Raw genomic sequence first — 21,543 nt, 5'->3', positions numbered from 1 at the left:
TTGCCGACAGCGTGCACTTAACGGCGTTAAACTGTCAACCGTGACCCCCCAGAGAACCCCCAAGCTCGACCGCGGCCAGGTCGTCGGCACCGCGCTGGACCTGCTGAACGAGGCCGGCCTGGACGGCCTGACGCTGCGCGCCATCGCCGCCCGGCTCGACGTCAAGGCGCCCGCGCTGTACTGGCACTTCAAGGACAAGCAGGCGCTGCTGGACGAGATGGCGACCGAGATGATGCGCCGCATGACGGCCCGGGCGGCGGCGGACGCGGGCGCCGGGGCGGACGGGGCCGACGCGGCCAGCGGGGCCGACGGGGCCGGTCGCGCCCCGGCCCCGGGCGACTGGCGGGAGACCTACCTGAGGACCATGCGCACCCTGCGCGCCGAGCTGCTGCGCTACCGCGACGGCGCGAAGGTCTACAGCGGCTCCCGGTTCACCGACACCGGCTACGCGGCCGAACTGGACACCTGGCTGCGCCTGCTGGTCGAGTCCGGGTTCACCCCGGTGGCCGCCGCCCGCGCCTGGCAGACCGCCTACAGCTACACCATCGGCTACGTCATCGAGGAGCAGGCGATGGGCCCCAACCCCTTCGACGGCGAGGAGGGCTACGACCTGGACGCCCGCGCCGAGCGCCTGGCCGCCCACCCGCTGGCCGCCGAATCGGGCCGGGTGATGTTCCAGGACTTCGACGAGGGCTTCGAGCAGGGCCTGGCGGCGGTGCTCGCCGGGGTCGAGGCCACCCTGCTCGGCTGACGGCTCCGGCGCGGTCGTCCGCCGTCGGCCGTTCGCCGGTTCACCGGTTCGCCGTTTCACCGGTTCACCGTTCGCCGTCCCGGAAACGACCGCACCGCCGGGCCCGTACCAGGGCCCGGCGGTGTCCGTGCCGCGCGGGAGCGCGGGTCAGGCGGTCATGAACTCGCCCACCCGCAGCGCCCGCTTCACGATCCGGACGTCCCCGATGTACCCGTGGAAGACCTTGTCCAGCACCCCCGCGTACGCGTAGCCGCCCAGCATCCACGGCCGTCCCAGCGTGGTCAGCCCGACCGCGGGCGTCGCCGGGTTGCGCGCCACCTCGCAGCCGTCGACGTACATCCGGCTGAGCTTCCCGTCGTTGACCACCGCGACGTGCCACCAGTGGTCCAGCGGCAGCTGGTGGCCCCAACAGGTGGACGCCCCGGTCTGGTTGAGCGGGTAGACGCACCACTGGAGGGCCGGCGCCTCGGAGACGCTGAGCGTCACGACCGGCTCGTCGGCGTCCGTCCCGGGCCCGCTCCTGCCCGCCTCGGCGCTCGTCCCCCAGCGGCTGAGCAGGGCGGACCAGCGGCTCTGCGCGGAGTCCCAGTCGGCGGGCAGCTTGAAGAAGGCCTCGACGGTGAACCCGCGCTCGAAGGTCTCCCGGTTCACCGGCGCGGTGGGCACCGTCTGCAGGTAGCCGCCGCGGACCGGCGAGCGGGTGCCCCTGAACAGCAGGCTGCCGTGGCCCGGCTGGTCCGGGTGGTGCTCGGCGGACCAGCTGAGCGCGCCGTCGGGCGTGCCGGGGGCGCTCTGCCAGAGCAGGTCGTTGCCCTGCCCGCTCAGGTCCTTGACGACCTGCTGCGGGGTGACGGCCGCACCGTCCGCGCCGCCGTTGTCGAACCGCCAGTAGGCCACCGTGTCGCGGACCAGCAGCTCCCCCGCCCGGCGCGCCGGGCGCTGCGGGACGGGCGCGAAGCCGGCGAAGCGGCGCTCGAAGTCGATCGCGAGCGAGAAGCGGTCCACGTCCGAGGTCAGCTCGACGTGCTGGGCCGCCAGCGCGTTGCGCTCCTCGGCCGCGATCTGCTGGATCCACGGCGAGAAGGTCGACACGTCGACGGTGCCGCGGTCGAGGTCGAAGCGGTACGCCCGGATCATCGCCGCGCCGCCGTAGTAGCGGTCCTGGTAGTTGGTGATGTGGACGTGCACGTCGTGGCCGGCCCTGTTCCGCAGTACGGTGCGCCCGGGCGGCCAGTAGTGCCCGTTGACGGTCAGGAAGATCTGGTCGTTGCCGTCGATCAGCCGCTCCCAGAGCCGCTTCCCGTTGTCGGACAGCTCGGCGCGGCCGCCGTCGTCGGCGTGCGCCAGGTCGTGGGTGGTCAGGATCACCGGAAGCTTGGGGTTCGCCGCGATCACCCCGTTCGCCCAGGCGAAGCCCGCGTCGGAGAGCCGCCAGTCCAGCGAGAGCACCATCCAGTCGCGGCCCGCCGCCCGGAACACGTGGCAGGTGTTGTAGCCGTCCGGGCTGGAGCCGCGGTAGCCGGAGGTGCGGGCGGCCCTGGCCTTGCTGAAGGTCTCCAGGTACGGGGTGGTGCCGCGCTGGTCGTCGGTCGAGGAGCGGACGTCGTGGTTGCCCGCGAGCACGCCGTAGGCGGCGCCCGCGTCGTCCAGCAGGCCGAACACCTTGGTGACGGCGGCGTACTCGACGGCCAGGCCGTTCTCGGTGACGTCGCCGAGGTGGGCCAGGAAGACGATGTTGTCGTCCGTCCCGTCCTCCCGGTTGACCCCGCCGTCCAGCACGTAGCGGACCGAGGCCTCCAGCGGCGCCGGGTGGATCCGGTCCTGGTCGAACAGGTACTGGGTGTCCGGCATGACCACGACGGTGAACTGCCGGGCGTCCGGGTCGGGCTGCCACCGCCCCTTCCCCTTGCCCTTCCTGGGCGCCTTCACGGCCGCACCCGCCGCGCCCGCCGCGCCCGCCGCCTCGGGCCCGGCCGCCTGCGCCGGCACCGCGCCGAGCAGACCGAGCCCGGCGGTGCCGACCCCCGCGCCCAGCAGACCGGCCCCGCGCAGGAACCGGCGCCGACTGTCCGCGGCCGGCCCCTCCCCGTCGAGGTCGGCCGTCCGCGGGCAGCCGCACTCGTGCTCGGTCGCCTGGTTGTCGTGCATGTTCGCTCCCGGAAGTGGTGTGGGCCCTGACGGTAGGGACCGGGACTGGTCGGAGATCATCGGGCGGGCCATGCCCCGGTGAACAGCGGCCGAATCCGCCGGGCTTCGGGGCCCGGGCGGCGGGCGGCGGTGGGCGACGGTGGGCATCGGCGGGCCGGTGCGGGCGGGAGCGGGCGGGAGCCCCGCGCGCGTGTGCCGGTGCCGGAACCGGGTAGGCGCGCCGACGGAACACAACCGGCCGAATCCGTTCGGGGGCCGTCATGGCCGTACGACCCAGCCCAGACCTGCCGCACGCGGGCGGGGCCCGCCGCCGGAGCGGCGAGCGCCACGACTTCCCGCACACCCCGCAGGGCCCCGGCCGGACGATGCCCCAGCTCCGGCCGCAGGAGACGGTGCGCCGGGGCACCGAGCCGGTGACCGCCCGCTCGGACCTGGAGCTGCGGCGGGTGCTCTCCCGGGTCTTCCTCGTCCTGTTCCTCGGCGGGGCGGTGGCGTTCGCCGTGCTGGCCGCGCTGGCCGGCCCGGGCCCCGCACCCAACCAGGGGACCTACGCCTTCTTCGCCGCCCTGTGCGCCGGGTTCGCCGGCATCACCGCGCTCGACCTGCTGGTGATCCGGCGCCGCCTGGCCGCCGGCCAGGGCCGCGACCGGGCGGGCGGCCCGGGGAGCACAGACTCGGGGACCACGGCCTCAGGAATCAGGCCTCCCGGGCCTCCAGGACACCCCCGCCCCGACCGGCGGGACTGAGCGTGCGGCCCCCGACCGTCGCCCGCCCAACCGTCACCGGCGCCTCAACCATCCCACCGGGTCTGGCCCGGTGGCCGTTCGGCAGACCGCGGGTTTGCATGGAGTCACCGAGCCCCCAGCGATCCGGAGGTAGCGCCGTGTACGAGATGTGGGCCGAGCACGACCCGGCGGTCTCCCCACCCGCCGTGGTGTGGCACGTGGTGGCCAAGGACGACGCGAGCTCCTCGCTGTGCGGGCGGTTCCTGGAGCCCTCCCAGCGCGTCGTCCCGGTGGGCGACGGCGCCGGTGCGGCCGGGCCGGACCGGTACTGCGACCCCTGCCTGGTCACCGTGCGCGAGGCCTTGGCCGCCAGCGCTCGGTGACCTTGTCGTTGCGACCTCCGCCCTCCGTCGCCTTCCTCTTCCTGCCCACGACCACGCGCTCACGGCCCACGTGTTCACGACGACGTGCTCACGGCTCACGACGAGGTGCTCACGGCAGCGGCACCGCCATCAGGCACGGGTGCCGACTGCCGATCGCGGGAGCCGCCAGGACGGTGGCCACCCCGCCGGTGATCTCCACCCGAAGGTCGCCGTCCGAGCTCTCCCAGACCAGGCCCCCGCCGGGACCGACGGCCTGCGTCTCATACACGACGACGACGGACGGTGGAGCGTGCCCGCCGATCGGGCCGGGGAGCGTCACCGCGTAGCGGCGGGTGAGGCTTTTCATCTCGGCCTCCTTCTCCCCCCTCCCTGCGCCATGGATTCTCCCCTCATCCGGCCGCTTGTACACGGAGGACCATTGCCCTTCCCGGGGCGACCGGCGCCGTTCCCGTGTCTGCCCGGGCCCGGTGCGCCCGCACACCGACGCGGCCGGCATGCCGCTGTCCGGGTGACGGGACCCGGCGGCGCCGCAGGGCGAACCGTCGCGGTATGGGTCATCGTGACGTGAGAGGACGACACCCGGCCGAGCCCGAGGAGACCGCCCGTGGGAGTGAACGGCGCCGGACCGGACCGGCGGCCCGTGCCGCTGGGCAGCCGCCGCCCCCGGGTGTCGGCGCGCCGGATCCGGGCGGGGGCTCCGGGCCCGGGCCCCGACCCGTATCCGTCCGGGGAGCACGTCCCCTCCGGACTGCGGACGACGGCCGGGTACACCTGGCGGCTGGTGCTGCTCGGGCTCGCCGCCTACCTGGTCGTCGACGTCCTCGCCCGGCTCGAACTGCCGGTCGTCGCACTGTTCGTGGCGCTGGTGATCACCTCCGTGCTGCGCCCGCCGGTCGACCTGCTGGCCCGCGGCATGCCGCGCTCGCTCGCCGTCCTGGTCGTCCTCCTCTGCGCCCTCGCGGCCGTCGGCGGGGTGCTGGCGCTGGTCGGCACCACCGTAGCCGACGAGTGGGGCCGGCTGGGCAACGAGCTGCGCGGCGGCCTCTCCCGGATCGACCACTGGCTCACCGGCGCCCCCTTCCACCTGCGGCCCGGCACCGTCACCGACCTGCGGGCCAAGATCGGCGCGTTCGTCTCGGCCCACCGCTCCACCCTGCTCAGCACCGCGCTGAGCGGCGCCGGCCGGATCGTCGAGCTGGTCACCGGGCTGGCGCTCGCGGTGTTCTGCTCGGTGTTCTTCCTGCACTCCGGCGACCGGATGTGGACCTGGGCGCAGCGGCAGCTGCCGGGCCGGAGCCGTTCGGCCTGGGACCGCGCCGGTCGCGCCGCCTGGCTCACCTTCGCGGGCTACACCCGGGGCGTGCTGATCGTGGCGGCCTCCAACGCGGTGCTGGTGGGCATCGCGCTGGCGATCCTGCGGGTGCCGCTGGTCCTGCCGCTGATGGTGCTGGAGTTCGCGGCGACCCTCATCCCGCTGATCGGTTCCCCGATCGCCCTGGCGGTCGCCGCCGTGGTCGCGCTCGCCGCCCGGGGGCCGGTGATCGCGCTGCTGGTGCTCGCGCTGATCGTGGTCATCGGCCAGATCGAGGGGCATCTGCTGCATCCGCTGGTGCTCAGCTGGTCCGTCCGCATCCACCCGGTGGTGATCGCGGTGTCGGTGGCCGGCGGCGCGGTGCTGGCGGGGGTCCTGGGCGCGGTGGTGGCGGTGCCGGTGGTGTCGGTCGGCTGGGCGGTGCTCGGCGAGCTGCGCACCCGCGGCACGCCCGGCCTCCCGGGCGTGCAGGCCGCTGCGGCGGGCGACCGGCCCGGCCGCGGAGCGGACCGGGGTCGGCGCCCGGAACCGGGCGGGGGCGGCCGGCCCGGCGGGTGAGGGCGCGGCGCCTGTTCGTCACAGACCCGGCTCGTCGTCGGGCTCCCGGTCCGCCGTCGGCAGCCGCCACCGGCAGCGCGCCGCGCTCCCCCGTAGCGGCGCCCACCGGCCGGGGCTCGGTGCCTCTCCCGTCCCGTTCACCGGCGCGTACTCCGGCGGCACGGGTCGCCCTCCCCACGGCCCGGCTGGTCCGCCCGGCCCCCGCAGTGGGGCCGTTGGGCCCTGGCCGCGCGGCCGGGGGCCCGGGATCCTGGTCGCCGGTATGCGCCGGCTGGGAGTGGAAGGGCCTGGGGATGGGCGAGTTGGTCACGGTGAGGGCGTTCGAGGGGCTGACCGGCGAGGTCCTGGCCGAGACGCGGGCCCGGGTGGCCGCCGCGGCGGCGGCTCCGGGGGTCGGGACGCTGGTGGAGGCCTTGCGGGTCCGGCTCGCGGCCGTCGCCGGGGGCGTGCTGGCGCAGGTGAACGCCGAGGTGGACGGTCGGCGGATCCGCGTCCAGGAGGCCGCGGCCGGGCTGGGCGACTCGATCGACCGGGTGAGCGACGCGCTCCGCGGCAGGATCAGGGCCGTCACCGGGGCCTGGGCGCCGCGCCCCTGGCCGGGCCACCGTGCGCCGGACTCCGGTGGGCCGGCCTCCGACGGGCCGGGCGGCGGAGCCTTCCGCGAGCTCCGGGTGGTCCGCCGCAAGGAGCCCTCGCTGGTGTGGTGCTCGCCGGCGGCCGCCGCCCGGACCATGGACGCGATGGACTACGACATCCACCTGTTCACCGATCCGGCGACCGAGACCGACGCCGTGGTCTACCGGGTCGGCCCGACCGGCTACCGCCTCGCCCGTACCGTCCCCGCCGGACCGCCCGGCCGCCGGACCTCGCCGATCACCCTCAGCCCGTACGGCGCGCCCCGGCTGACGGAGGCGCAGGCCGTCGACCGGCTGACGGGCGCGGAGCTGCCGTTCCTGTTCTTCGCCCACCCGGTCAGCGGCCGGGGCCGGGTGCTCTACCGCCGCTTCGACGGCCGGCTCGGCCTGATCGCCGGGCACGCCTGACGGCCGCGGGGCCCTTTCCAGCACCCCTGGCCCTTGGGCGGAACCGCGCCGCGCCCCCGCCGAGCGGTCGCTCGACGGGGCGCGGCGTGCGCTCGGGGAGGGCGCGTCACATGTTGATCATGTGACCGGCGAGGCCGTGGATGGCCTCCTTGACCGCCTCGCCCAGGGTCGGGTGGGCGTGCACGTTGCGGGCGACCTCGTGGACGGTCAGGTCCCACTGCTGGGCCAGCGTCAGCTCCGGCAGCAGCTCCGTGACCTCGGGGCCGATCAGATGGGCGCCGAGCAGCTCGCCGTGGGTGCTGTCGCTGATGACCTTGACGAAGCCGATCGGGTGGCCGAGCCCGTGCGCCTTGCCGTTGGCGGTGAACGGGAACTTGGCGACCTTGACGTCGTAGCCCAGGTCGCGGGCCTGCGCCTCGGTGTAGCCGAAGGAGGCGATCTGCGGCTGGCAGTAGGTGGCGCGCGGGATCATGGCGAAGTCGACCTCCATGGTCTCCGCCCCGCCGATGGTCTCGGCGGCGATCACGGCCATCGTCTCGGCGGCGTGCGCGAGCATCAGCTTGGCGGTCACGTCGCCGATCGCGAAGATGTGCTCGACGCTGGTGCGGCCGCGGCCGTCCACCGCGATGGCGTTGCGGTCGGTGAGCTTGACCCCGGTGTTCTCCAGGCCGTAGCCGTTGACCCGCGGCGCGAAGCCGATCGCCTGGAGCACCTTGTCGGCCTCCAGCACCTGCTGCTGGCCGTCCTTGGTGACGGTGACCCGGACCTTGGCGTTCGGGTCGCTGTCGTCGATCGACTCGACCCGGGTGGAGGTCAGCACCTCGATGCCCAGCTTGCGGTACTGCTTGGCGAGTTCGGTGGAGACCTCGACGTCCTCCAGCGGCACCACGCGGTCCAGGAACTCGACGATGGTGACCTTCACGCCGTAGTTGTGCAGCACGTAGGCGAACTCGACGCCGATCGCGCCGGCGCCCGCGATGATGATGCTCTCCGGCAGCTGCTCGGTGAGGATCTGCTCCTCGTAGGTGACCACGCGGTCGCTCAGGCTGGTGCCGGGCAGCAGGCGGGTGGTGGCACCGGCGGCGATGACGCAGTGGTCGAAGGTGACGACGTCGAAGCCGCCGCCGCTGAGCGCCACCTGGAGGGTGTGATCGTCGACGAAGGTGCCCCAGCCGTCGTACTCGGTGATGCCGTTCTTCTTCATCAGGTAGTGGACGCCCTTGACCCGGCCGTCGGCCACCGACCGGCTGCGCCGGAAGGCCTCGCCGAAGTCGAAGGTCACCTGGCCCTCGACCTTGATGCCGAAGGTCTTGGCCTCCTTGGTGAAGATGTGGGCGAGCTCGGCGTTGCGCAGCAGGGCCTTGGAGGGGATGCAGCCGACGTTGAGGCAGACGCCGCCCCAGTACTTGGCCTCGATGACCGCGACCTTCAGCCCCAGCTGGGCCGAACGGACGGCGGCGGTGTAGCCGCCCGGGCCCGCGCCGAGGACGACGACGTCGTAGTGCGTGCTCATGTTGCTGACTCCTCCGAGGGTGTCACGGTGTCGTGATCTCGGTCCCATGGTGTCAGGACCGTGCTCGGCGCACCCACCGGGTCTCGGCGGATGCGCCCCGCGCGGCACCGTACCGGCCCGCGGCCGGATTTGTCAGTGCTCTCCGCTACGGTGACGGCACCCGTGGCCACCAGGGCCGATGACGGAGGGAGGTCCCGGATGGAGCAGTCGCGTACGGCGGTCGGGTGGGCCCGCCGGCCGGGGGCGGCGGTGGGCCCACCCGGGCGTCAGGCCGCCACGCCGTGGGAGCGGTCGCCGTTGGTGCCGCCGATACCCGTCGCGCCCGCGCCGGCGCCGGGCGCCGCCTTCGCGGCCGGGCGCTGGGCCGGGACGGGCCGGTGCAGCGAGGAGAGGTCCCAGGCGTAGGTGCCGATGGCGTTCGCGATCACGTCGATGTTGACGTCGAAGGCGCCCATGTCGATGTTGCCCAGGTTGTCGCAGGCCTTGTGGTAGCACGGGTCGTACGCGACGCCGGCCGTGCCGCCGTAACGGGCCGCCTGCTCCGGGGACTTGACCTTCTCGGCACCGGTGTCGGTGCCGCCGGCCGGGATGCCCGCGTCGATGAACGGACCGTAGTCGGAGCGGCCGTCGAAGGCGGTCGGGTCGTGCGGCAGGCCCCGGCCCTCCAGGTAGCCGTTGATGTCCCGCTCCAGCTGGGCCGAGCCCTCGGGGCCCGCGTCCCCGCCGGCGCTGCCGGAGCCGTTGTAGACGAACTGCGCGTAGTTGGGGGAAGCGATCATGTCGAAGTTGAGGTAGAGGCTGATCTTCTTCTTCTCCGCGTCGGAGAGGGAGGTCACGTACTTCTCGGCGCCCTTGAGGCCGAACTCCTCGGCCGACCACCAGGCGAACCTGACCTTGTTCTTCACCGGGTGGACGCTGAGGTTCTTCGCGACCTCCAGGATTCCGGCCGTGCCGGAGCCGTTGTCGTTGATGCCCGGCCCCTCGGGGACGGAGTCGAGGTGCGCGCCGACCATCACGGTGTGGTTCGGGTCGCCGCCGCGGGTCTCGGCGATGACGTTCCAGGTCTTGCGCTGCTCCATGAAGGTGCGGATGTCCAGGGTCACCCGGACGGGCCCGGCGGCGGCCTGGGCGGCCAGCGCCGCGCCCGCGGCCTCGGTGATCCCGCCGGTCGGGATCCTCCCCGCCGTCGGCTCGCTGAGCGTCCCGTTGAGGCTGCCCTCGGTGTTGTTGTAGATGATCGCCCCGGCCGCCCCCGCGCCGGCCGCGGCGGCCTGCTTCTCGGCGAAGCTGCACCCGCCGCGCCGGATCAGGGCGATCTTGCCGGTGAAGGCGCCCGCCGGGTAGTCGGCGGGCGTGCAGCCGGTGGTGGCACCGACCGGAGCGACCGCCAGGTCCGCGGTCAGGCCCGCCTCCGGACCGCTCACCGAGTACGTCATGGCGATCACCGGCACCGACTCGGCCTTCGGGGAGACCACGTCGAGGTGCTCGGAGCGGGCCTCGAAGTAGGTGTAGACGAACTCCTGCTTGGACACGTTGAGTCCGGCCCGCCGCGCCTGCTCGTAGACGTACTGCGCGGACTGGTCGTGCCCCTTCGAACCGGCCGGCCGGGTACCGCCGTTGCGGTCCGCGATCAGCTGGAGCGCGGCCAGCGTGGCCCGGGCATCCCGGGCGCTGCTCGCCTCGACCAGCCGGGAGGCCAGCTTGGCGCCCTTGCGCGCCGGGTCCGGGTCGGCCGAGGCGCTGCCGGCGCCGGCCAGCAGCAGCGGGGCGACCAGGGCAGCGACGGTCAGGGCGGCGCCCGCGCTCCGCCGGGTGGCGGCGGTTCGCGGGCGTCCTGGAGAGGTGGTGCGGTCGTACGGGGTGGAACGGTCGAGCGGCGAGGTGGAGCGACGGGTGCGCAGCATCAGGGCGACTCCTTCCGACGGGCCGTGAGGGTCATGATTGGACATGATCGGAATCCCGTTGCCAAGCCTTTACGCACACCTTGCGGGATGCGGACCGCAGCGCACGCGGCGATATTGGAGGGGTGGGGGCGTCTCATCCAGGAGTGTGACCAGATGTCCATGATGGATAAGCTCAAGAGCCTGCTGAAGGGCCACGAGGACCAGGCCGACAAGGCCGTCGACAAGGCGGGCGACGCCGTCGACCAGCGCACCGAGGGCAAGTACAGCGGGCAGGTCGACGCCGCCCAGGAGCAGCTCAAGAACCAGTTCCGCGACCAGCCGCCCCAGTAGCGGCGGCTCCGCGGGGCGCCGGCCCGGCTGACCCCGGCCGGGCCGGGGTCGGTCTCAGTCGCCTGACCCGTCGCCCTACGCGTCGTCCTGCGCGTCCGCACCGTCCGTGCCGTCCGCGCCGCAGTTCTCGCAGCTGCCCGGGCCGGTCCGCTCGCGCAACCGTCCGCACTCGGGGCACACCCGGTCCAGCCAGCAGGCCGGCTCGCCGCCTTCGTCCACGTGATCGGTCACGCGATCGATTCTGCCCGGGCATCGGTGCGGCCGCGAGTAGACACTGTCTACGCGCAGCTGGTAGACAGTGTCCTCATGACCGAACAGGAGCAGGACCTGCGGGCCCGACTGGTGGCCGCCGGCGTCGAGTTGGTGGCCGAGGGCGGCGTCCAGGCGCTCGGCCTGCGCGAGATCGCCCGCCGCGCCGGGGTCTCGCACGGCGCGCCCCGCCGCCACTTCCCCACCCACCGCGAACTCCTCGCCGCCATCGCCCAGCAGGGCTTCGGCAGGCTCACCGACACCCTCGCGGGCGCCGACGCCCTCACCGCCGCCACCGGCGCCGACGCGCGCACCCGCCTCGACGCGCTCGCCCGCGCCTACCTCGGCTTCGCGGCCGCCAACCCCGGCATGTTCGAGCTGATGTTCCGTCACGACCTGCTGGAGGGCAGCGGCATCGAACTTCGCCGCACCACCCTGCCGCTGTTCCTCACCTTCGTCGGCCTGGTCACCGAGGTGCACCCGCAGTCCGACGATCCGGCCGCCGCCACCGCCGCCCTCTGGTCCAACCTGCACGGCCTCGCCCAACTGCGCACCTGGGGCAGCCTGCGCCTCATCACCGGCGACGACTCCGTCGAGCCACTGCTGCGCGCCACGCTGGACGCCCACCTCGGCCCCTCGGCCCGATGAACCCGCCACGGCACCACCGGGGGCTCGTCCTGGCCGCGAGCATCACCGGCGCCGTCCTGGTCGCCGTCGACGGCACCGCGCTGACCGTCGCCCGGCCGGCCCTCCAGCACGACCTGCACGCCTCCGTCGCCGCCGTCCAGTGGGCCAGTACCGGCTACCTGGTCACCGTCGCCGCCCTGCTGGTCTTCGCCGGCCGCCTCGGCGACCGGTACGGGCACCGGCGGGTCTTCGCGCTCGGCGTGACCGGCTTCGCCGCCGCCTCGCTCGGGATCGCCGTCGCACCCGGCATCGGCTGGGTCGTCGCGCTGCGCGTCCTGCAGGGCGCGGCCGGCGCGCTGTTGCAACCGGCCACCCTGGGCATGCTGCGGGCCGCCTGGCCCGCCGACCGCCTGGCCGGCCCGATCGCGATCCGCACCGCCGCCATCGGGCTCGCGGCGGCGGCCGGACCGCTGGTCGGCGGCGCACTGACCACGCACCTCGGCTGGCGGTCGGTCTTCCTGCTGGGCCTGCTGCCCGCCGCGGCCGCCCTCCTGGCGGCCCTCGCGGTACCGGCCGGAGCCGGATCGCCCGACACCCGATCCCCGGCCGCCGGGCGCGGCAACCGGCACAGCAGCGAGCACGACGGCCGTCACGGCAGCGGGCTCGACCTGCCCGGCGCGGCCCTGCTCGCACTCGCGCTGGCCCTCCTGGTGCAGAGCCTGGTGACGCTGCCGGACACCGGCCGACCGGCCGTTCCACTGCTCGGCCTCACCGCGGCCGGAGTCCTCGCCCTCGTCCTGGTACGCCACGAACGCCGGACCGCCGACCCCCTGCTGCCGCCCGCGCTGCTCCGCTCCACGGCCGTCGCGCCGCCCCTCGTCGTCCTGCTCGCCGCCTCCGCCGCGCTCCAGGGAACGCTCTTCCCGGCCACCTACTACCTCCAGGACGTGCTCGGGCTCGACCCCCTGCGGAGCGCCCTGCGGGCGGTGCCGCTCGCGGTGACGATGATCCTCGCGGCGCCCGGTTCCGCCTGGCTGGCGAAACGTCACGGCGAGCGGGCGGTGGTGCTGCCGGGAATGGCCCTGATCACCACGGGGGCGCTGTTCACGGCACTTCTCGGCACCAGCACCGGCACCGGCACCGGCACCGGCACCGGCACCGGGACGCTCGCGATCGGCGGCTGCTTCGCGCTGCTCGGCACCGGCTTCGGTGCGGTGATGGCCACCGCCACCACGATGGTGGTCCGGGGCGCGTCCGCCGCCCGGGCCGGGGTCGCGGGCGGCCTGCAGCAGACCGTGCTGAACATCGGCCCGGCGCTGGGCATCGCCCTGGCCACCGCCGCCGCCGGCCGTACGGACCCCGGCGCTGCGCTCGCGCCGTCCGCGCTGACCATGGCGGCAGTGGCCGGCGCGGGGACGCTGGTCGCCGCGCGGCTGACCGGACGGGCGGGGGAACCGACGGCCGGTGGGGCTGCCGACCGGGCCGCCGGTCCGGCGTCGGGCGCGCGGCCGGAGCCCGCCGGCCGGCGGTGAACAGCGCCCGTGCCGTCAGACCCCGGTTTGGTTCACACCCCGGTGGCTCCGTCGACGGACTCCCGGAGCAGGTCGGCGTGGCCGTTGTGGCGGGCGTACTCCTCGATCAGGTGCACCAGGATCCAGCGCAGCGAGACGCTGTCCGCGCCGATCACCGCGGCGACCTGCGGGGAGAGCGGGCCGGCCGCCTCCAGCGGCTTGTCCGCGGTCAGCTCCCGGCCCCGGTCGACCTCCGTCTGCCAGTCCCGCAGCGCCTCGGCCATCCCGCGCTCCGGGGCCAGCCCGTAGCCGTCGGCGTTGTCCGCGCCGTACACCGGCGGGACGTCCTGCCCGGCGAACACCCGCTGGTACCAGGTGCGTTCGACCTCGGCGAGGTGCTGAACCAGGCCCAGCAGCGTCATCGTGGACGGTGGGACGGACGCCAGCCGCACCTGGTGGTCGTCGAGGCCGTCGGCCTTCCGGGCGAGCGTGGCCCGCTGGAAGTCCAACCAGTTCTCCAGCGTGGTGCGTTCATCGGTGTGCGGGGGCGGGATCGGCCGCCCGTCCGGGGTGTGTGCCATGGCCCCCACCCTGGCACACACCACCGACAGTCCCGCGCGGACTCCGCGACCGTGTCAGTGTGGCGAGCAGCGCGAGCTGCACGGCCGCGCCCACCGCAGGCCCGAGCCACACCCCCGACACCCCCAGCGGCCCGGACAGGGCCGCCGAGGCGGCGAGTTGGGTCCCGAGACCGAGCAGGACGGAGACCACCAGCGGGCGCCCGGCGCCCGCCGCCTGGTGCACTCCGCCGACCGCCACCACCAGCGCGTACGGCAGCAGGTAGAGAGCTGCCGAGCGCAGGAAGCCGACGGACTGCGCGGCCACCGCCCGGTCCTCGGTGAAGAGCGCGGTCAGCGGCACGGCGAGCGTGACGGCGAGCACCGCCGCCACCCCACCGAGCAGCGCGGCGAGGCGTCCGGTGGCGCGGCGCAGGGTGTGCAGCGCGGCGACCTCTCCCGCGCCGGTCAGCCGTGCCGCCTCGATCGCGGCGGCCTGGCGCAGCGCGTAGAAGGCCATGGTGGCGACGAGCAGGACGCGGTAGCCGAGGCCGTAGCCGGCCACCGCCGCGACGCCGAAGCCCGCGACCAGGCCGAGTTGGGCGGTTCCGACGGCCATCCGGGCGGTGAAGTCCAGACCGAACGGTGCGCCCGCGCGCAGGATCCGTACCGCCGCCGCGCCCGCTCCCCCGGTGCCGCCGGGGTCCTGCGGCTGCGGCTCCTCGCGTCTCACCGGCTGCCGCAGTCGCCGCCCTCGCCGCACTCGCAGGGTGACGGCGAGGGCGATCGCCCGGGAGAGGACCAGGGCCAGGGCGGCGCCCGGCACGCCGAGGGCGGGCAGCGGCCCCGGGCCGAGGATCAGCAGGGGGTCGAGGAGGAGCAGCAGCGCGTTGGAGAGCAGGGCGATCCGCATCGGGGTGCGGGTGTCGCCCGCGCCCTTGAACAGCTCGTCGGCGACGCGCTGGCCGACGAAGAGCGCGAAGGCCGGGAACGCGACGGCGAGGTAACCGGCGGCCTGTTCGGCGGCTTCGCCGTCCAGGAAGGCGCCTGCCAGCCGGTCGCGCAGCAGGAAGCCGGGGACGGCGAGCGCCGCGCTGACGGCGGCACAGAGCCGCCAGGCCGCGCGGGTGGTCCGGGCGGCTTCGGCGTGGTCGCCGGCACCGAGGGCGTGGGAGAGCCTGACGCTGGTACCGGAGGCGACCACCAGGACCAGGCCGAGCAGCAGGTTCTCGACGGTGCCGGCCAGGGTGACGGCGGCGACCGCGGCCCCGCCGAGACCGGCCACCCAGAGGGCCCCGATCACCGAGGCGATCACCCCGGACAGCAGCTCCGCGTAGACGGGTACCGCCAATGCCGTGAGTCGGCGCAACTGGCCGCGCATGCCCTTTCCCCTTCCCCTGTGGTGCTCGTACGTGACCGGGCGGGCCCCGGCCCACCTCGGCTCTCCTCGATCGGCTGCGGCCCTCTCGACCTGCCTCGAATAGAGATACATCGTTTCGAGGCACATCGACAAGAGGTAACATGACGACTCCACAGGGCGCACTCCGACCGAAGGGCTCCAGCCGTGTTGACGCTCGCGATCCTCGGTTTCCTGTACGACCAGCCGCTTCACGGCTACGAGCTCAAGTCCCGGATCACCGGACTGACCGGTCATGTCCGACCGGTGAGCGACGGCGCGCTCTACCCCGCCATCGCCCGGCTGGAGAAGGCCGGACTGCTGCACCGTCGCACCGAACCGGGCAGCGGCGCCGCACCGCGGCAGACGCTGGAGCTGACGGCGCAGGGGCGGGCCGACCTGCTGCGCCGCCTGGCCGACCCGGAGCAGGCCGAGATCACCGACCAGATCCGCTTCTTCACCGTCACCACGTTCCTGCACCATCTCGCCGACCCGACCCGGCAGGCCGCCGTGCTCCGCCGCCGACTGGCCTTCCTGGACGCTCCGAGCAGCTTCTTCTACGACGGGACGGGGCAGCCGGTGACCGCCGAGCGCGAGCCGAACCCCTTCCGGCGCGGGATGCTCCTCGTCGCCCGGGCCTCCACGGCGGCCGAGCGGGCCTGGCTGTCCGAGACCGTCGCGGAGCTGGAACGACCGGGCGGGGCGGAGCTCTCGGAAGGCTAGGTCCTCTCTTTCGGATCACGTCGGATCAGCGTGCGGCGTCGGAGTGCGTGCATCGCAAGGCGGAGGAGGGAGTCCATGCGGAGCATCGGCGACCGACGACAACGCGGCGAGGTGCGTGCTCCGGCGTCGTGCGCCCGGCATGATCCGAAAGAGAGGGCCCAGGCCGACCAGGCGATTCGGGAGCGAAAACGAAGGCGTGAACCCCTGCCGAACGGCAGAGCGAAGAGCCGGATTTAGGCCGTTCCGCATCTGGCTCTCCCCCGCCCCGGCGTCGCTATGATGATCCGCCTCACGTCCTCGGCGTCCCCCTCCGCGGGCGTGACCCGCCACCGCGCCCCGCCGTCCCCCTGGAGGCCGCCGTGCCCATGTCCGAGACCGCGGTCGAGGCCGCAGTCCACTCCGCGCCGCTGAAGCGGGACGACATTCCCGGCTGGTTCTTCAGCCTCGACCGGGCCGCCTTCAGCCACCTGCTGTCCGCCCAGACCGCGGCCGGCGTCACCGGCGACATCCTGGAGCTCGGCAGCTACCTCGGCCGCAGCGCCGTCCTGCTCGGCGACCACCTGCAGCCGGGTGAGCGGCTGACGGTCTGCGACTTGTTCGACTCCGAGGCGGGCGACGCCGACAACGCCGCCGAGATGAACATGTCCTACCGCAAGACCCTCACCCGCAGCGCCTTCGAGGCCAACTACCTCGCCTTCCACGGCGAGCTGCCCGAGATAGTGCAGGCCCCGACCTCGGTGCTGGCCGACGGCCGCGTCCGGGCGGACAGCTGCCGCTTCGTCCACGTCGACGCCTCCCACCTCTACGAGCACGTCGCCGGGGACATCGCGGTCGCCCGGGCCGCGCTCGGCGAGAACGGCGCGGTCGCCCTGGACGACTACCGCTCCGAGCACACCCCGGGCGTCTCCGCCGCGGTCTGGGAGGCGGTCTTCACCGGCGGACTGCGGCCGGTCCTGCTCACCCCGATGAAGTTCTACGGCACCTGGGGCGACGCGGCGGCCGCCCAGGCCGTCCTGCGGGAGCGCGACTGGCCGGCCGAGGGGTACACCGTCGACGAGGACACCATCGCCGGCGCCCGGGTGATGCGCCTCAACTACCAGGTCAAGGGCCCGATCCAGCGCTCCACCTCACGGCGGCTCGCCCTGGAGCTCCTGCCCCCGGTCGCGACCAAGGCCACCCGCCGGATGCTCCGGACACTGCGCGAACGCCGCGCCGCACCCCCGCTCCCGCACGCCTGACCCTCGCACACCGGGGCCCGCACCTCACCGGCCGGGCCCCGGCGCCGGCTTCGCCCCGTACACGGCCCTGTTCCCCCGAAGCCACGGCGAAGCGAGAGACAGTGCTCTGCGGTCAGAGCGGCACTCGGCCCGGGACAGCCAGGCGGGCACCGGGGACTTGGCCGACCTGGAGGACGGCGAAGTCGATGTGGGCCTGTTCGACGGCTTCGGGGCACACCTCGCGCTTGGCGTGCTCGGCCGGCGCCCGGTAGATGCTCGCGACGGAGGGGTTCCGCCCCTTCCGCTTGCCGGCGGGGATGATCAGGCCGGGCTGGATCTGTTCGACCGACCGCCGCCCGCGCGGGTGCCGCAGGACGATGTGCACCGTGTCGCCGGTGATGACGGGCGGTCGACCGCTCTCCTTGCCCTTGCGGGCCACGGTGTGCCCTTCGAGGGTGGACGCGCGGAGTGGGCGGTGCGGACGTCCGCGCTCGGCGGGTCCGGATCGGTCGGCGCACTTCGGAGGGGCTTGCCGGCAGGGGTCCGGCACCCCGTGATCGATCTTGCTCTCGCACTGGACCGTTCGCGAGAAGGCACCCCTGGTGGACACTTAGTCCAGGCTGGATATAACGTCCAACTCATGAGGAGCCCTGACGCCCGCACGGATCCGCGCGTGCAGACCTGGGCGCCCTGGACTCGGCACTCGCCTCGGCCGTCCTCCACGAACCGACCCCGCCAGTCCGATGATCACCATGCTCAATGTCGACCCCGGCAGCCACGGACGACAGCCCAGCCGACGACAGCAGAGCCACTCGAAAAGAGAACCGCGATGACGACCCGCTCCGCCGGCACCCCTGCGCTCCCCACACTCGCGAGCGACAACTCGACCGTCTCCGGCGATGACGGGTGCATGAAATTCGAACTGGTCGAAGTATTCGGGAATGAGCCGCTGACCGGAGGGCCACTCGGAGTGGTCACGTGCGCTGCCTCATGTGACGATGCGCTGATGCAACGCCTGGCGGCCCGCCTGGCCATGCCCGAAACCGTCTTCCTGCGCCGGGATGACGAAGGAGAGGTGGAGGTGCGGATCTTCACTCCCTACGTCGAGCTGGACTTCGCAGGTCATCCACTCGTGGGAGCAGCCGCAGTGGCGGTGCGGCAGGGCCTGGCCCAGCCCGGCCAGGTGGCGCTGCGCACTCGGGGCGGAATCGTTCACGCGCAGGTGGGGCCGACAGGGGAAAGTGCCGTACTGGAGGAACGGGCCTGCCAGGTGGGTCCGCCCGTCGTTCCGGATCTCGTATGCGAAGCGGTTGGGCTCGCTCCGGACGCGGCAGCAGGGCCCGTGAGATTGGCATCGGCCGGGCTCGGGTTCGCCTGCCTCCCGGTGAGCGCCGCCGATCTGGAGTCGGCCGAGGCCCTGCCGCACAGGGTTGCGGCGCTCGCCGAGAGGGTGCCCGGACTGGCCGGCGTCTTCGGGGTGGCAGTGTTCGTTCCGCAACTGCCCGAAGTCCGCGCTCGGGTCTTCGTTCCCGAGCCGGTTTGCGCGGAAGACCCCGCCACAGGCTCGGCCGCACTGGCAATGGCCGGATGGCTGGCGCACACGGGGCCGATCGACAAGCCCCTGGTGTTCGACATCGTCCAGGGCACCACCGAACTCGGCTTCTCCAGATTGCGGGTGGAAGTCCGCAGGAATGCCGATGGGGGCATATTCGCAAGCGTCGGCGGCGGGGTACGCACCTTGCTGAAAGGGCAGCTCATGACGGGCAAAATGGTCGACCGGGCCTGAGAACCGCTCGCCCGGCGATTCACGTGACGGCAGTCGACTCCGACAGCCCTGCCTCCGGGGCGCCGACCCCGACCACCTTGCTGAAGCGTCACAGCATTTAGCCGATATGCATATCAGCATCTTCCATATCTTCGACATTTCTTCACTCTCGCGAGTGAATCTCACTTAAAGATTTGCCCACGGAACCTTAAAGAGCGCATAGTGATGACACCTAAGTTCGGTCTGGTAAGCACCAAGTTCAGGCAAAGTCATCCCCAGTGAGGAGAAGACCTTGTTCCACGGAAACACGGCAACGGACAGCCCCGGGCAGCGGCTGCGCGCGGAGATCGCGGGCCCGGGGGCGACGCCGCTGATCGGCGTCTACGACATGTACTCGGCCTCCATCGCGGCCGAGCACTACGACGGCATGTTCGTCTCCGGCTTCGGCTTCGCGGCCTCCTACTACGGGCTGCCGGACATCGGTTTCATCGCCTGGCCCGACATGGTGGGCTTCGTCGAACGGCTGCGCGGGGCCTTTCCCCGGCACCACCTGCTGGTCGACATCGACGACGGCTACGTCGATCCGGAGGTGGCCTGCCACGTCGTGCGCAAGCTCGAACGGATCGGCGCGTCGGGCGTGATCCTGGAGGACCAGAAGCGGCCGCGCCGCTGCGGGCACGCGGACGGCAAGCTGGTGCTCCCGCTGGAGGAGTACCTGGAGAAGCTGGAGCTCGTCCTCGCCAACCGGACGGACTTGGTGGTGGTCGCGCGCACCGACGCCACCGAGGAGGCCGACATCCTGCGGCGGGCCCGGGCGCTCGCCGCCACCGACGCCGACGTGGTGCTCGTGGACGGCGTGCGCAGCGAGGAGTGGATCCGCCGGATCCGCCGGGTGGTCGGCGACAAGCCGCTGCTGTTCAACCAGATCGCGGGCGGCAAGTCGCCCCGGCTGTCGCTCTCGGAGCTGTCGGCCCTGGGGGTGGACGTGGCCATCTACAGCACCCCGTGCCTGTTCGCCGCGCACCGGGCGATGGACGAGGCGCTGTCCGAGCTGAAGAGCGCCGACGGGCGGCTGCCCACCCCGTCCGGGGGGCGTGAGCAGGTCGGCGTGCGGGAGTCCACCGAGCTGCTGGAGCGGAACATCGCGCGCCCCAGGGGGCTGATGGCGGTGACGGCATGAGGGCCGGGCAGCTCAGGCCGGCCCGGCCCTCGCCCGCCCTGCCCTCGTCGGCCCAGCCCTCGGCGGCCGCCGCCCTGCGGGCCACCGCGCTGGGGCTGGTCGGGGCCTGCGCCCTGCTCGCGGGGGCCGCGGCGCCCGCGGCCGCCGGCGGCCGCGGGCTGATCACGGTCGTGGACAACTCGAACGCCGACTCCTGGCTGGAGATCGACCGGACGGCCAACCTCCAGAACGGCAGCGGCTCCGCGGGCAGCGACCACGACGGCGCCGGCTCGCTGGTGGGCGGCCTGCTCGGCCCGGGATCCTCCTCCGGGCCCGCCCTCCGCCCGGTGACGGGAGGCGGCCCGTGACCGACGGCCTGGCGCGCCCGGAGCAGCCACCAGGGCTCCGGGCGCGCGGGGAGCGGCCCCGTGGGGCAAAGGCGCTGGAGGTACGGGCGCGTACGCGACGCGGCTCCGGGCCCCGCTCCCGAAGACTGCTGCCGCGCTGGCTGGACCCGTACATGGCGGCGCTGGCCGGGACGGTCGGGCTGGCCGCGCTGTTCCCGGTCTCCGGCGCCTCGGCACGGGTCGCCGAAGTGGCCTGCGACCTCGCGGTGGCACTGCTGTTCTTCCTCTACGGCGCCCGGCTCTCCACCCGCGAGACGCTGGCCGGGCTGCGCCACCTGCGGCTGCACGGGCTGGTGGTGGCCACCACCTTCGTCCTCTTCCCGCTGCTCGGCATGGCCACGGCACTGCTCACGCCCGTCCCGCTCACCGGGCCGTTGCAGACCGGGGTGCTGTTCCTCTGTCTGGTGCCCTCGACGGTGCAGTCCTCGGTGGCGCTCACCGGCGCCGCCGGGGGCAACGTCCCGGCGGCGATCTGTGCCGGCACCTACTCCAGCCTGGCGGGCCTGGTGCTGACGCCGGTGCTGGCGGCCTGGCTGCTGGGTTCGCACACCGAGCTGTCCGCCGACGGGCTGCTGCGGATCGGGCTGCAGCTGCTCGCGCCCTTCCTGCTCGGGCAGGTGCTGCGGCCGTGGCTCGGCGGTCCGCTGTCCCGGCACAAACGGGTGCTCACGCCGGTGGATCGCGGCTCGATCCTGCTGGTCGTCTACACGGCGTTCAGCGCGGCGGTGTCCCAGGGCATCTGGGGCCTGGCCACCCCGCTGGCACTGCTCGGGCTCCTCGCGGTGCTGCTCGCCCTGCTCGCCGCCGCCCTGGCGGCCACCGGGCTCGGTGCCCGGCTGCTGGGGCTCGACCGGCCGGCCACCGTCGCGGCGGTGCTCTGCGGTTCGCAGAAGAGCCTGGCCAACGGCCTGCCGATGGCCACCGTCCTGTTCGGAGCGCAAGCCGGGCTGATGGTGCTGCCGCTGATGCTCTACCACCAGCTCCAGCTGATCGTCGGCACCGTCCTCGCCGGTCGCTGGTCGCGGGCGGCGGCGGGCGGCGCGGCGCCCGGCTCGGTCCCGCCCGCGCTCACCGGTCCGGGCGCTCCGCCAGCGCCCGGGTGATCCCCCGGCGCAGCCTGGCCGAGGCCCCGGGCTGTCGGGCGCGCGGGGGGCCCCCCGCGGCCGCCCGCGCCGGGGGGGGGGGCCGCGCCCCGACCGCCGCCGACGGGCGGGGGCCCCCCCCCCCGCCGGCCCCCCCCCGAACGAACCCGCCCGCCCACCCCG

At 73.9% G+C, this 21,543-nt stretch carries 22 protein-coding genes; 14 read left to right on the top strand and 8 right to left on the bottom strand.

Translation table 11 applies throughout. The features are described 5' to 3' along the window. Positions 1–40: 40 nt before the first annotated feature. Positions 41–751 carry a TetR/AcrR family transcriptional regulator C-terminal domain-containing protein gene (locus tag ACFVXH_RS17765; protein WP_387824606.1) on the top strand — a complete coding sequence of 237 codons (711 nt, stop codon included), beginning with the start codon at positions 41–43 and terminating at the stop codon, positions 749–751. A gap of 147 nt (positions 752–898) precedes the next feature. Here ACFVXH_RS17765 and ACFVXH_RS17760 read toward each other — a convergent pair whose 3' ends face one another. After that, positions 899–2,899: a LamG-like jellyroll fold domain-containing protein gene (locus tag ACFVXH_RS17760; protein ID WP_387824603.1), complete on the bottom strand. Its 2,001-nt coding sequence runs from the start codon at positions 2,897–2,899 to the stop codon at positions 899–901. Between the two features lie 260 nt (positions 2,900–3,159). On the opposite strand from ACFVXH_RS17760, the gene ACFVXH_RS17755 reads away from it, so the two are divergent. Together ACFVXH_RS17755 and ACFVXH_RS17750 are read left to right on the top strand one after the other, a co-directional pair. Next, complete coding sequence (locus tag ACFVXH_RS17755; protein WP_387824600.1) at positions 3,160–3,645, top strand: DUF6343 family protein; 486 nt, start codon at positions 3,160–3,162, stop codon at positions 3,643–3,645. Between the two features lie 137 nt (positions 3,646–3,782). Beyond that, complete coding sequence (locus tag ACFVXH_RS17750; protein WP_049656887.1) at positions 3,783–4,007, top strand: hypothetical protein; 225 nt, start codon at positions 3,783–3,785, stop codon at positions 4,005–4,007. 109 nt (positions 4,008–4,116) lie between these two features. Here the strand turns inward: ACFVXH_RS17750 and ACFVXH_RS17745 are convergent, their stop codons facing one another. Further along, a complete protein-coding gene (locus tag ACFVXH_RS17745) occupies positions 4,117–4,353 on the bottom strand; it encodes a DUF6296 family protein (RefSeq protein ID WP_074003523.1) in 237 nt (78 codons plus the stop codon). A 258-nt stretch (positions 4,354–4,611) separates the two neighbouring features. Between ACFVXH_RS17745 and ACFVXH_RS17740 the strand changes: the two genes are divergently transcribed. Then, positions 4,612–5,877 (top strand): AI-2E family transporter, encoded by a 1,266-nt coding sequence (locus ACFVXH_RS17740; RefSeq protein ID WP_387824597.1) that lies wholly within the window; start codon positions 4,612–4,614, stop codon positions 5,875–5,877. A 293-nt stretch (positions 5,878–6,170) separates the two neighbouring features. Further along, a complete protein-coding gene (locus ACFVXH_RS17735; RefSeq protein ID WP_387824594.1) occupies positions 6,171–6,920 on the top strand; it encodes a sigma 54 modulation/S30EA ribosomal C-terminal domain-containing protein in 750 nt (249 codons plus the stop codon). A 106-nt stretch (positions 6,921–7,026) separates the two neighbouring features. Here ACFVXH_RS17735 and lpdA read toward each other — a convergent pair whose 3' ends face one another. After that, positions 7,027–8,433 carry a dihydrolipoyl dehydrogenase gene (gene lpdA / locus ACFVXH_RS17730; protein ID WP_074003526.1) on the bottom strand — a complete coding sequence of 469 codons (1,407 nt, stop codon included), beginning with the start codon at positions 8,431–8,433 and terminating at the stop codon, positions 7,027–7,029. Positions 8,434–8,699: 266 nt separating this feature from the next. Next, the gene (locus ACFVXH_RS17725; protein WP_079272314.1) at positions 8,700–10,337 is read right to left on the bottom strand and encodes a M28 family peptidase; all 1,638 of its coding nucleotides are present in this window, start codon (positions 10,335–10,337) and stop codon (positions 8,700–8,702) included. Between the two features lie 153 nt (positions 10,338–10,490). On the opposite strand from ACFVXH_RS17725, the gene ACFVXH_RS17720 reads away from it, so the two are divergent. Beyond that, on the top strand, positions 10,491–10,667 hold the full coding sequence (locus ACFVXH_RS17720; RefSeq protein WP_049656309.1) for an antitoxin: 177 nt from the start codon (positions 10,491–10,493) through the stop codon (positions 10,665–10,667). A gap of 75 nt (positions 10,668–10,742) precedes the next feature. Here the strand turns inward: ACFVXH_RS17720 and ACFVXH_RS17715 are convergent, their stop codons facing one another. Then, a complete protein-coding gene (locus ACFVXH_RS17715) occupies positions 10,743–10,898 on the bottom strand; it encodes a hypothetical protein (RefSeq protein WP_158077730.1) in 156 nt (51 codons plus the stop codon). Between the two features lie 75 nt (positions 10,899–10,973). On the opposite strand from ACFVXH_RS17715, the gene ACFVXH_RS17710 reads away from it, so the two are divergent. Together ACFVXH_RS17710 and ACFVXH_RS17705 are read left to right on the top strand one after the other, a co-directional pair. Continuing rightward, entirely contained in the window at positions 10,974–11,564 is a 591-nt protein-coding gene (locus ACFVXH_RS17710; protein ID WP_074003527.1) for a TetR/AcrR family transcriptional regulator, read from the top strand. Next, on the top strand, positions 11,561–13,075 hold the full coding sequence (locus tag ACFVXH_RS17705) for an MFS transporter (RefSeq protein WP_387824588.1): 1,515 nt from the start codon (positions 11,561–11,563) through the stop codon (positions 13,073–13,075). Before ACFVXH_RS17710 ends, ACFVXH_RS17705 begins: the two co-directional genes overlap by 4 nt. Before the next feature lie 32 nt (positions 13,076–13,107). Here the strand turns inward: ACFVXH_RS17705 and ACFVXH_RS17700 are convergent, their stop codons facing one another. Then, positions 13,108–13,635 carry a DinB family protein gene (locus tag ACFVXH_RS17700; RefSeq protein ID WP_074003529.1) on the bottom strand — a complete coding sequence of 176 codons (528 nt, stop codon included), beginning with the start codon at positions 13,633–13,635 and terminating at the stop codon, positions 13,108–13,110. Further along, the gene (locus tag ACFVXH_RS17695; protein WP_387824585.1) at positions 13,586–14,992 is read right to left on the bottom strand and encodes an MATE family efflux transporter; all 1,407 of its coding nucleotides are present in this window, start codon (positions 14,990–14,992) and stop codon (positions 13,586–13,588) included. The genes ACFVXH_RS17700 and ACFVXH_RS17695 overlap by 50 nt, the downstream gene beginning before the upstream one ends. Before the next feature lie 183 nt (positions 14,993–15,175). Here ACFVXH_RS17695 and ACFVXH_RS17690 point away from each other — a divergent pair, with 183 nt between their 5' ends. Together ACFVXH_RS17690 and ACFVXH_RS17685 are read left to right on the top strand one after the other, a co-directional pair. Beyond that, positions 15,176–15,730 carry a PadR family transcriptional regulator gene (locus ACFVXH_RS17690; protein ID WP_387824582.1) on the top strand — a complete coding sequence of 185 codons (555 nt, stop codon included), beginning with the start codon at positions 15,176–15,178 and terminating at the stop codon, positions 15,728–15,730. A gap of 365 nt (positions 15,731–16,095) precedes the next feature. Next, positions 16,096–16,968: a class I SAM-dependent methyltransferase gene (locus ACFVXH_RS17685; RefSeq protein ID WP_387824579.1), complete on the top strand. Its 873-nt coding sequence runs from the start codon at positions 16,096–16,098 to the stop codon at positions 16,966–16,968. A 112-nt stretch (positions 16,969–17,080) separates the two neighbouring features. Here ACFVXH_RS17685 and ACFVXH_RS17680 read toward each other — a convergent pair whose 3' ends face one another. Next, positions 17,081–17,386, bottom strand: coding sequence for a hypothetical protein (locus tag ACFVXH_RS17680; RefSeq protein WP_387824576.1), 306 nt, complete (start codon positions 17,384–17,386; stop codon positions 17,081–17,083). Positions 17,387–17,776: 390 nt separating this feature from the next. On the opposite strand from ACFVXH_RS17680, the gene ACFVXH_RS17675 reads away from it, so the two are divergent. The 4 genes from ACFVXH_RS17675 to ACFVXH_RS17660 all read left to right on the top strand — a co-directional run bounded on the left by ACFVXH_RS17675 (position 17,777) and on the right by ACFVXH_RS17660 (position 21,381). After that, positions 17,777–18,733, top strand: coding sequence for a PhzF family phenazine biosynthesis protein (locus tag ACFVXH_RS17675; protein ID WP_387824573.1), 957 nt, complete (start codon positions 17,777–17,779; stop codon positions 18,731–18,733). Between the two features lie 271 nt (positions 18,734–19,004). Beyond that, positions 19,005–19,892, top strand: coding sequence for an oxaloacetate decarboxylase (locus ACFVXH_RS17670; protein ID WP_049652485.1), 888 nt, complete (start codon positions 19,005–19,007; stop codon positions 19,890–19,892). Next, entirely contained in the window at positions 19,889–20,239 is a 351-nt protein-coding gene (locus ACFVXH_RS17665; RefSeq protein ID WP_387824570.1) for a hypothetical protein, read from the top strand. The genes ACFVXH_RS17670 and ACFVXH_RS17665 overlap by 4 nt, the downstream gene beginning before the upstream one ends. A 152-nt stretch (positions 20,240–20,391) precedes the next feature. After that, positions 20,392–21,381, top strand: coding sequence for a bile acid:sodium symporter family protein (locus ACFVXH_RS17660; RefSeq protein WP_387824973.1), 990 nt, complete (start codon positions 20,392–20,394; stop codon positions 21,379–21,381). The last annotated feature ends 162 nt before the right edge of the window (positions 21,382–21,543 follow it).

Origin of the sequence: Kitasatospora sp. NPDC058184 (assembly GCF_042883725.1) — a bacterium.
Classification (GTDB): domain Bacteria; phylum Actinomycetota; class Actinomycetes; order Streptomycetales; family Streptomycetaceae; genus Kitasatospora.
Note: the sequence above shows the minus strand (reverse complement) of the source record. Positions and strands in the feature narration are given on the sequence as shown.

What these genes read in the sequence shown, in the direction of transcription:
- ACFVXH_RS17760 (WP_387824603.1), bottom strand. Translation starts at nt 2,899, where the DNA reads ATGCACGACAACCAGGCGACCGAGCACGAGTGCGGCTGCCCGCGGACG.
- ACFVXH_RS17755 (WP_387824600.1), top strand. Translation starts at nt 3,160, where the DNA reads ATGGCCGTACGACCCAGCCCAGACCTGCCGCACGCGGGCGGGGCCCGC.
- ACFVXH_RS17745 (WP_074003523.1), bottom strand. Translation starts at nt 4,353, where the DNA reads ATGAAAAGCCTCACCCGCCGCTACGCGGTGACGCTCCCCGGCCCGATC.
- ACFVXH_RS17735 (WP_387824594.1), top strand. Translation starts at nt 6,171, where the DNA reads ATGGGCGAGTTGGTCACGGTGAGGGCGTTCGAGGGGCTGACCGGCGAG.
- lpdA (WP_074003526.1), bottom strand. Translation starts at nt 8,433, where the DNA reads ATGAGCACGCACTACGACGTCGTCGTCCTCGGCGCGGGCCCGGGCGGC.
- ACFVXH_RS17725 (WP_079272314.1), bottom strand. Translation starts at nt 10,337, where the DNA reads ATGCTGCGCACCCGTCGCTCCACCTCGCCGCTCGACCGTTCCACCCCG.
- ACFVXH_RS17720 (WP_049656309.1), top strand. Translation starts at nt 10,491, where the DNA reads ATGTCCATGATGGATAAGCTCAAGAGCCTGCTGAAGGGCCACGAGGAC.
- ACFVXH_RS17710 (WP_074003527.1), top strand. Translation starts at nt 10,974, where the DNA reads ATGACCGAACAGGAGCAGGACCTGCGGGCCCGACTGGTGGCCGCCGGC.
- ACFVXH_RS17705 (WP_387824588.1), top strand. Translation starts at nt 11,561, where the DNA reads ATGAACCCGCCACGGCACCACCGGGGGCTCGTCCTGGCCGCGAGCATC.
- ACFVXH_RS17700 (WP_074003529.1), bottom strand. Translation starts at nt 13,635, where the DNA reads ATGGCACACACCCCGGACGGGCGGCCGATCCCGCCCCCGCACACCGAT.
- ACFVXH_RS17695 (WP_387824585.1), bottom strand. Translation starts at nt 14,992, where the DNA reads ATGCGCGGCCAGTTGCGCCGACTCACGGCATTGGCGGTACCCGTCTAC.
- ACFVXH_RS17685 (WP_387824579.1), top strand. Translation starts at nt 16,096, where the DNA reads ATGTCCGAGACCGCGGTCGAGGCCGCAGTCCACTCCGCGCCGCTGAAG.
- ACFVXH_RS17675 (WP_387824573.1), top strand. Translation starts at nt 17,777, where the DNA reads ATGACGACCCGCTCCGCCGGCACCCCTGCGCTCCCCACACTCGCGAGC.
- ACFVXH_RS17665 (WP_387824570.1), top strand. Translation starts at nt 19,889, where the DNA reads ATGAGGGCCGGGCAGCTCAGGCCGGCCCGGCCCTCGCCCGCCCTGCCC.
- ACFVXH_RS17660 (WP_387824973.1), top strand. Translation starts at nt 20,392, where the DNA reads ATGGCGGCGCTGGCCGGGACGGTCGGGCTGGCCGCGCTGTTCCCGGTC.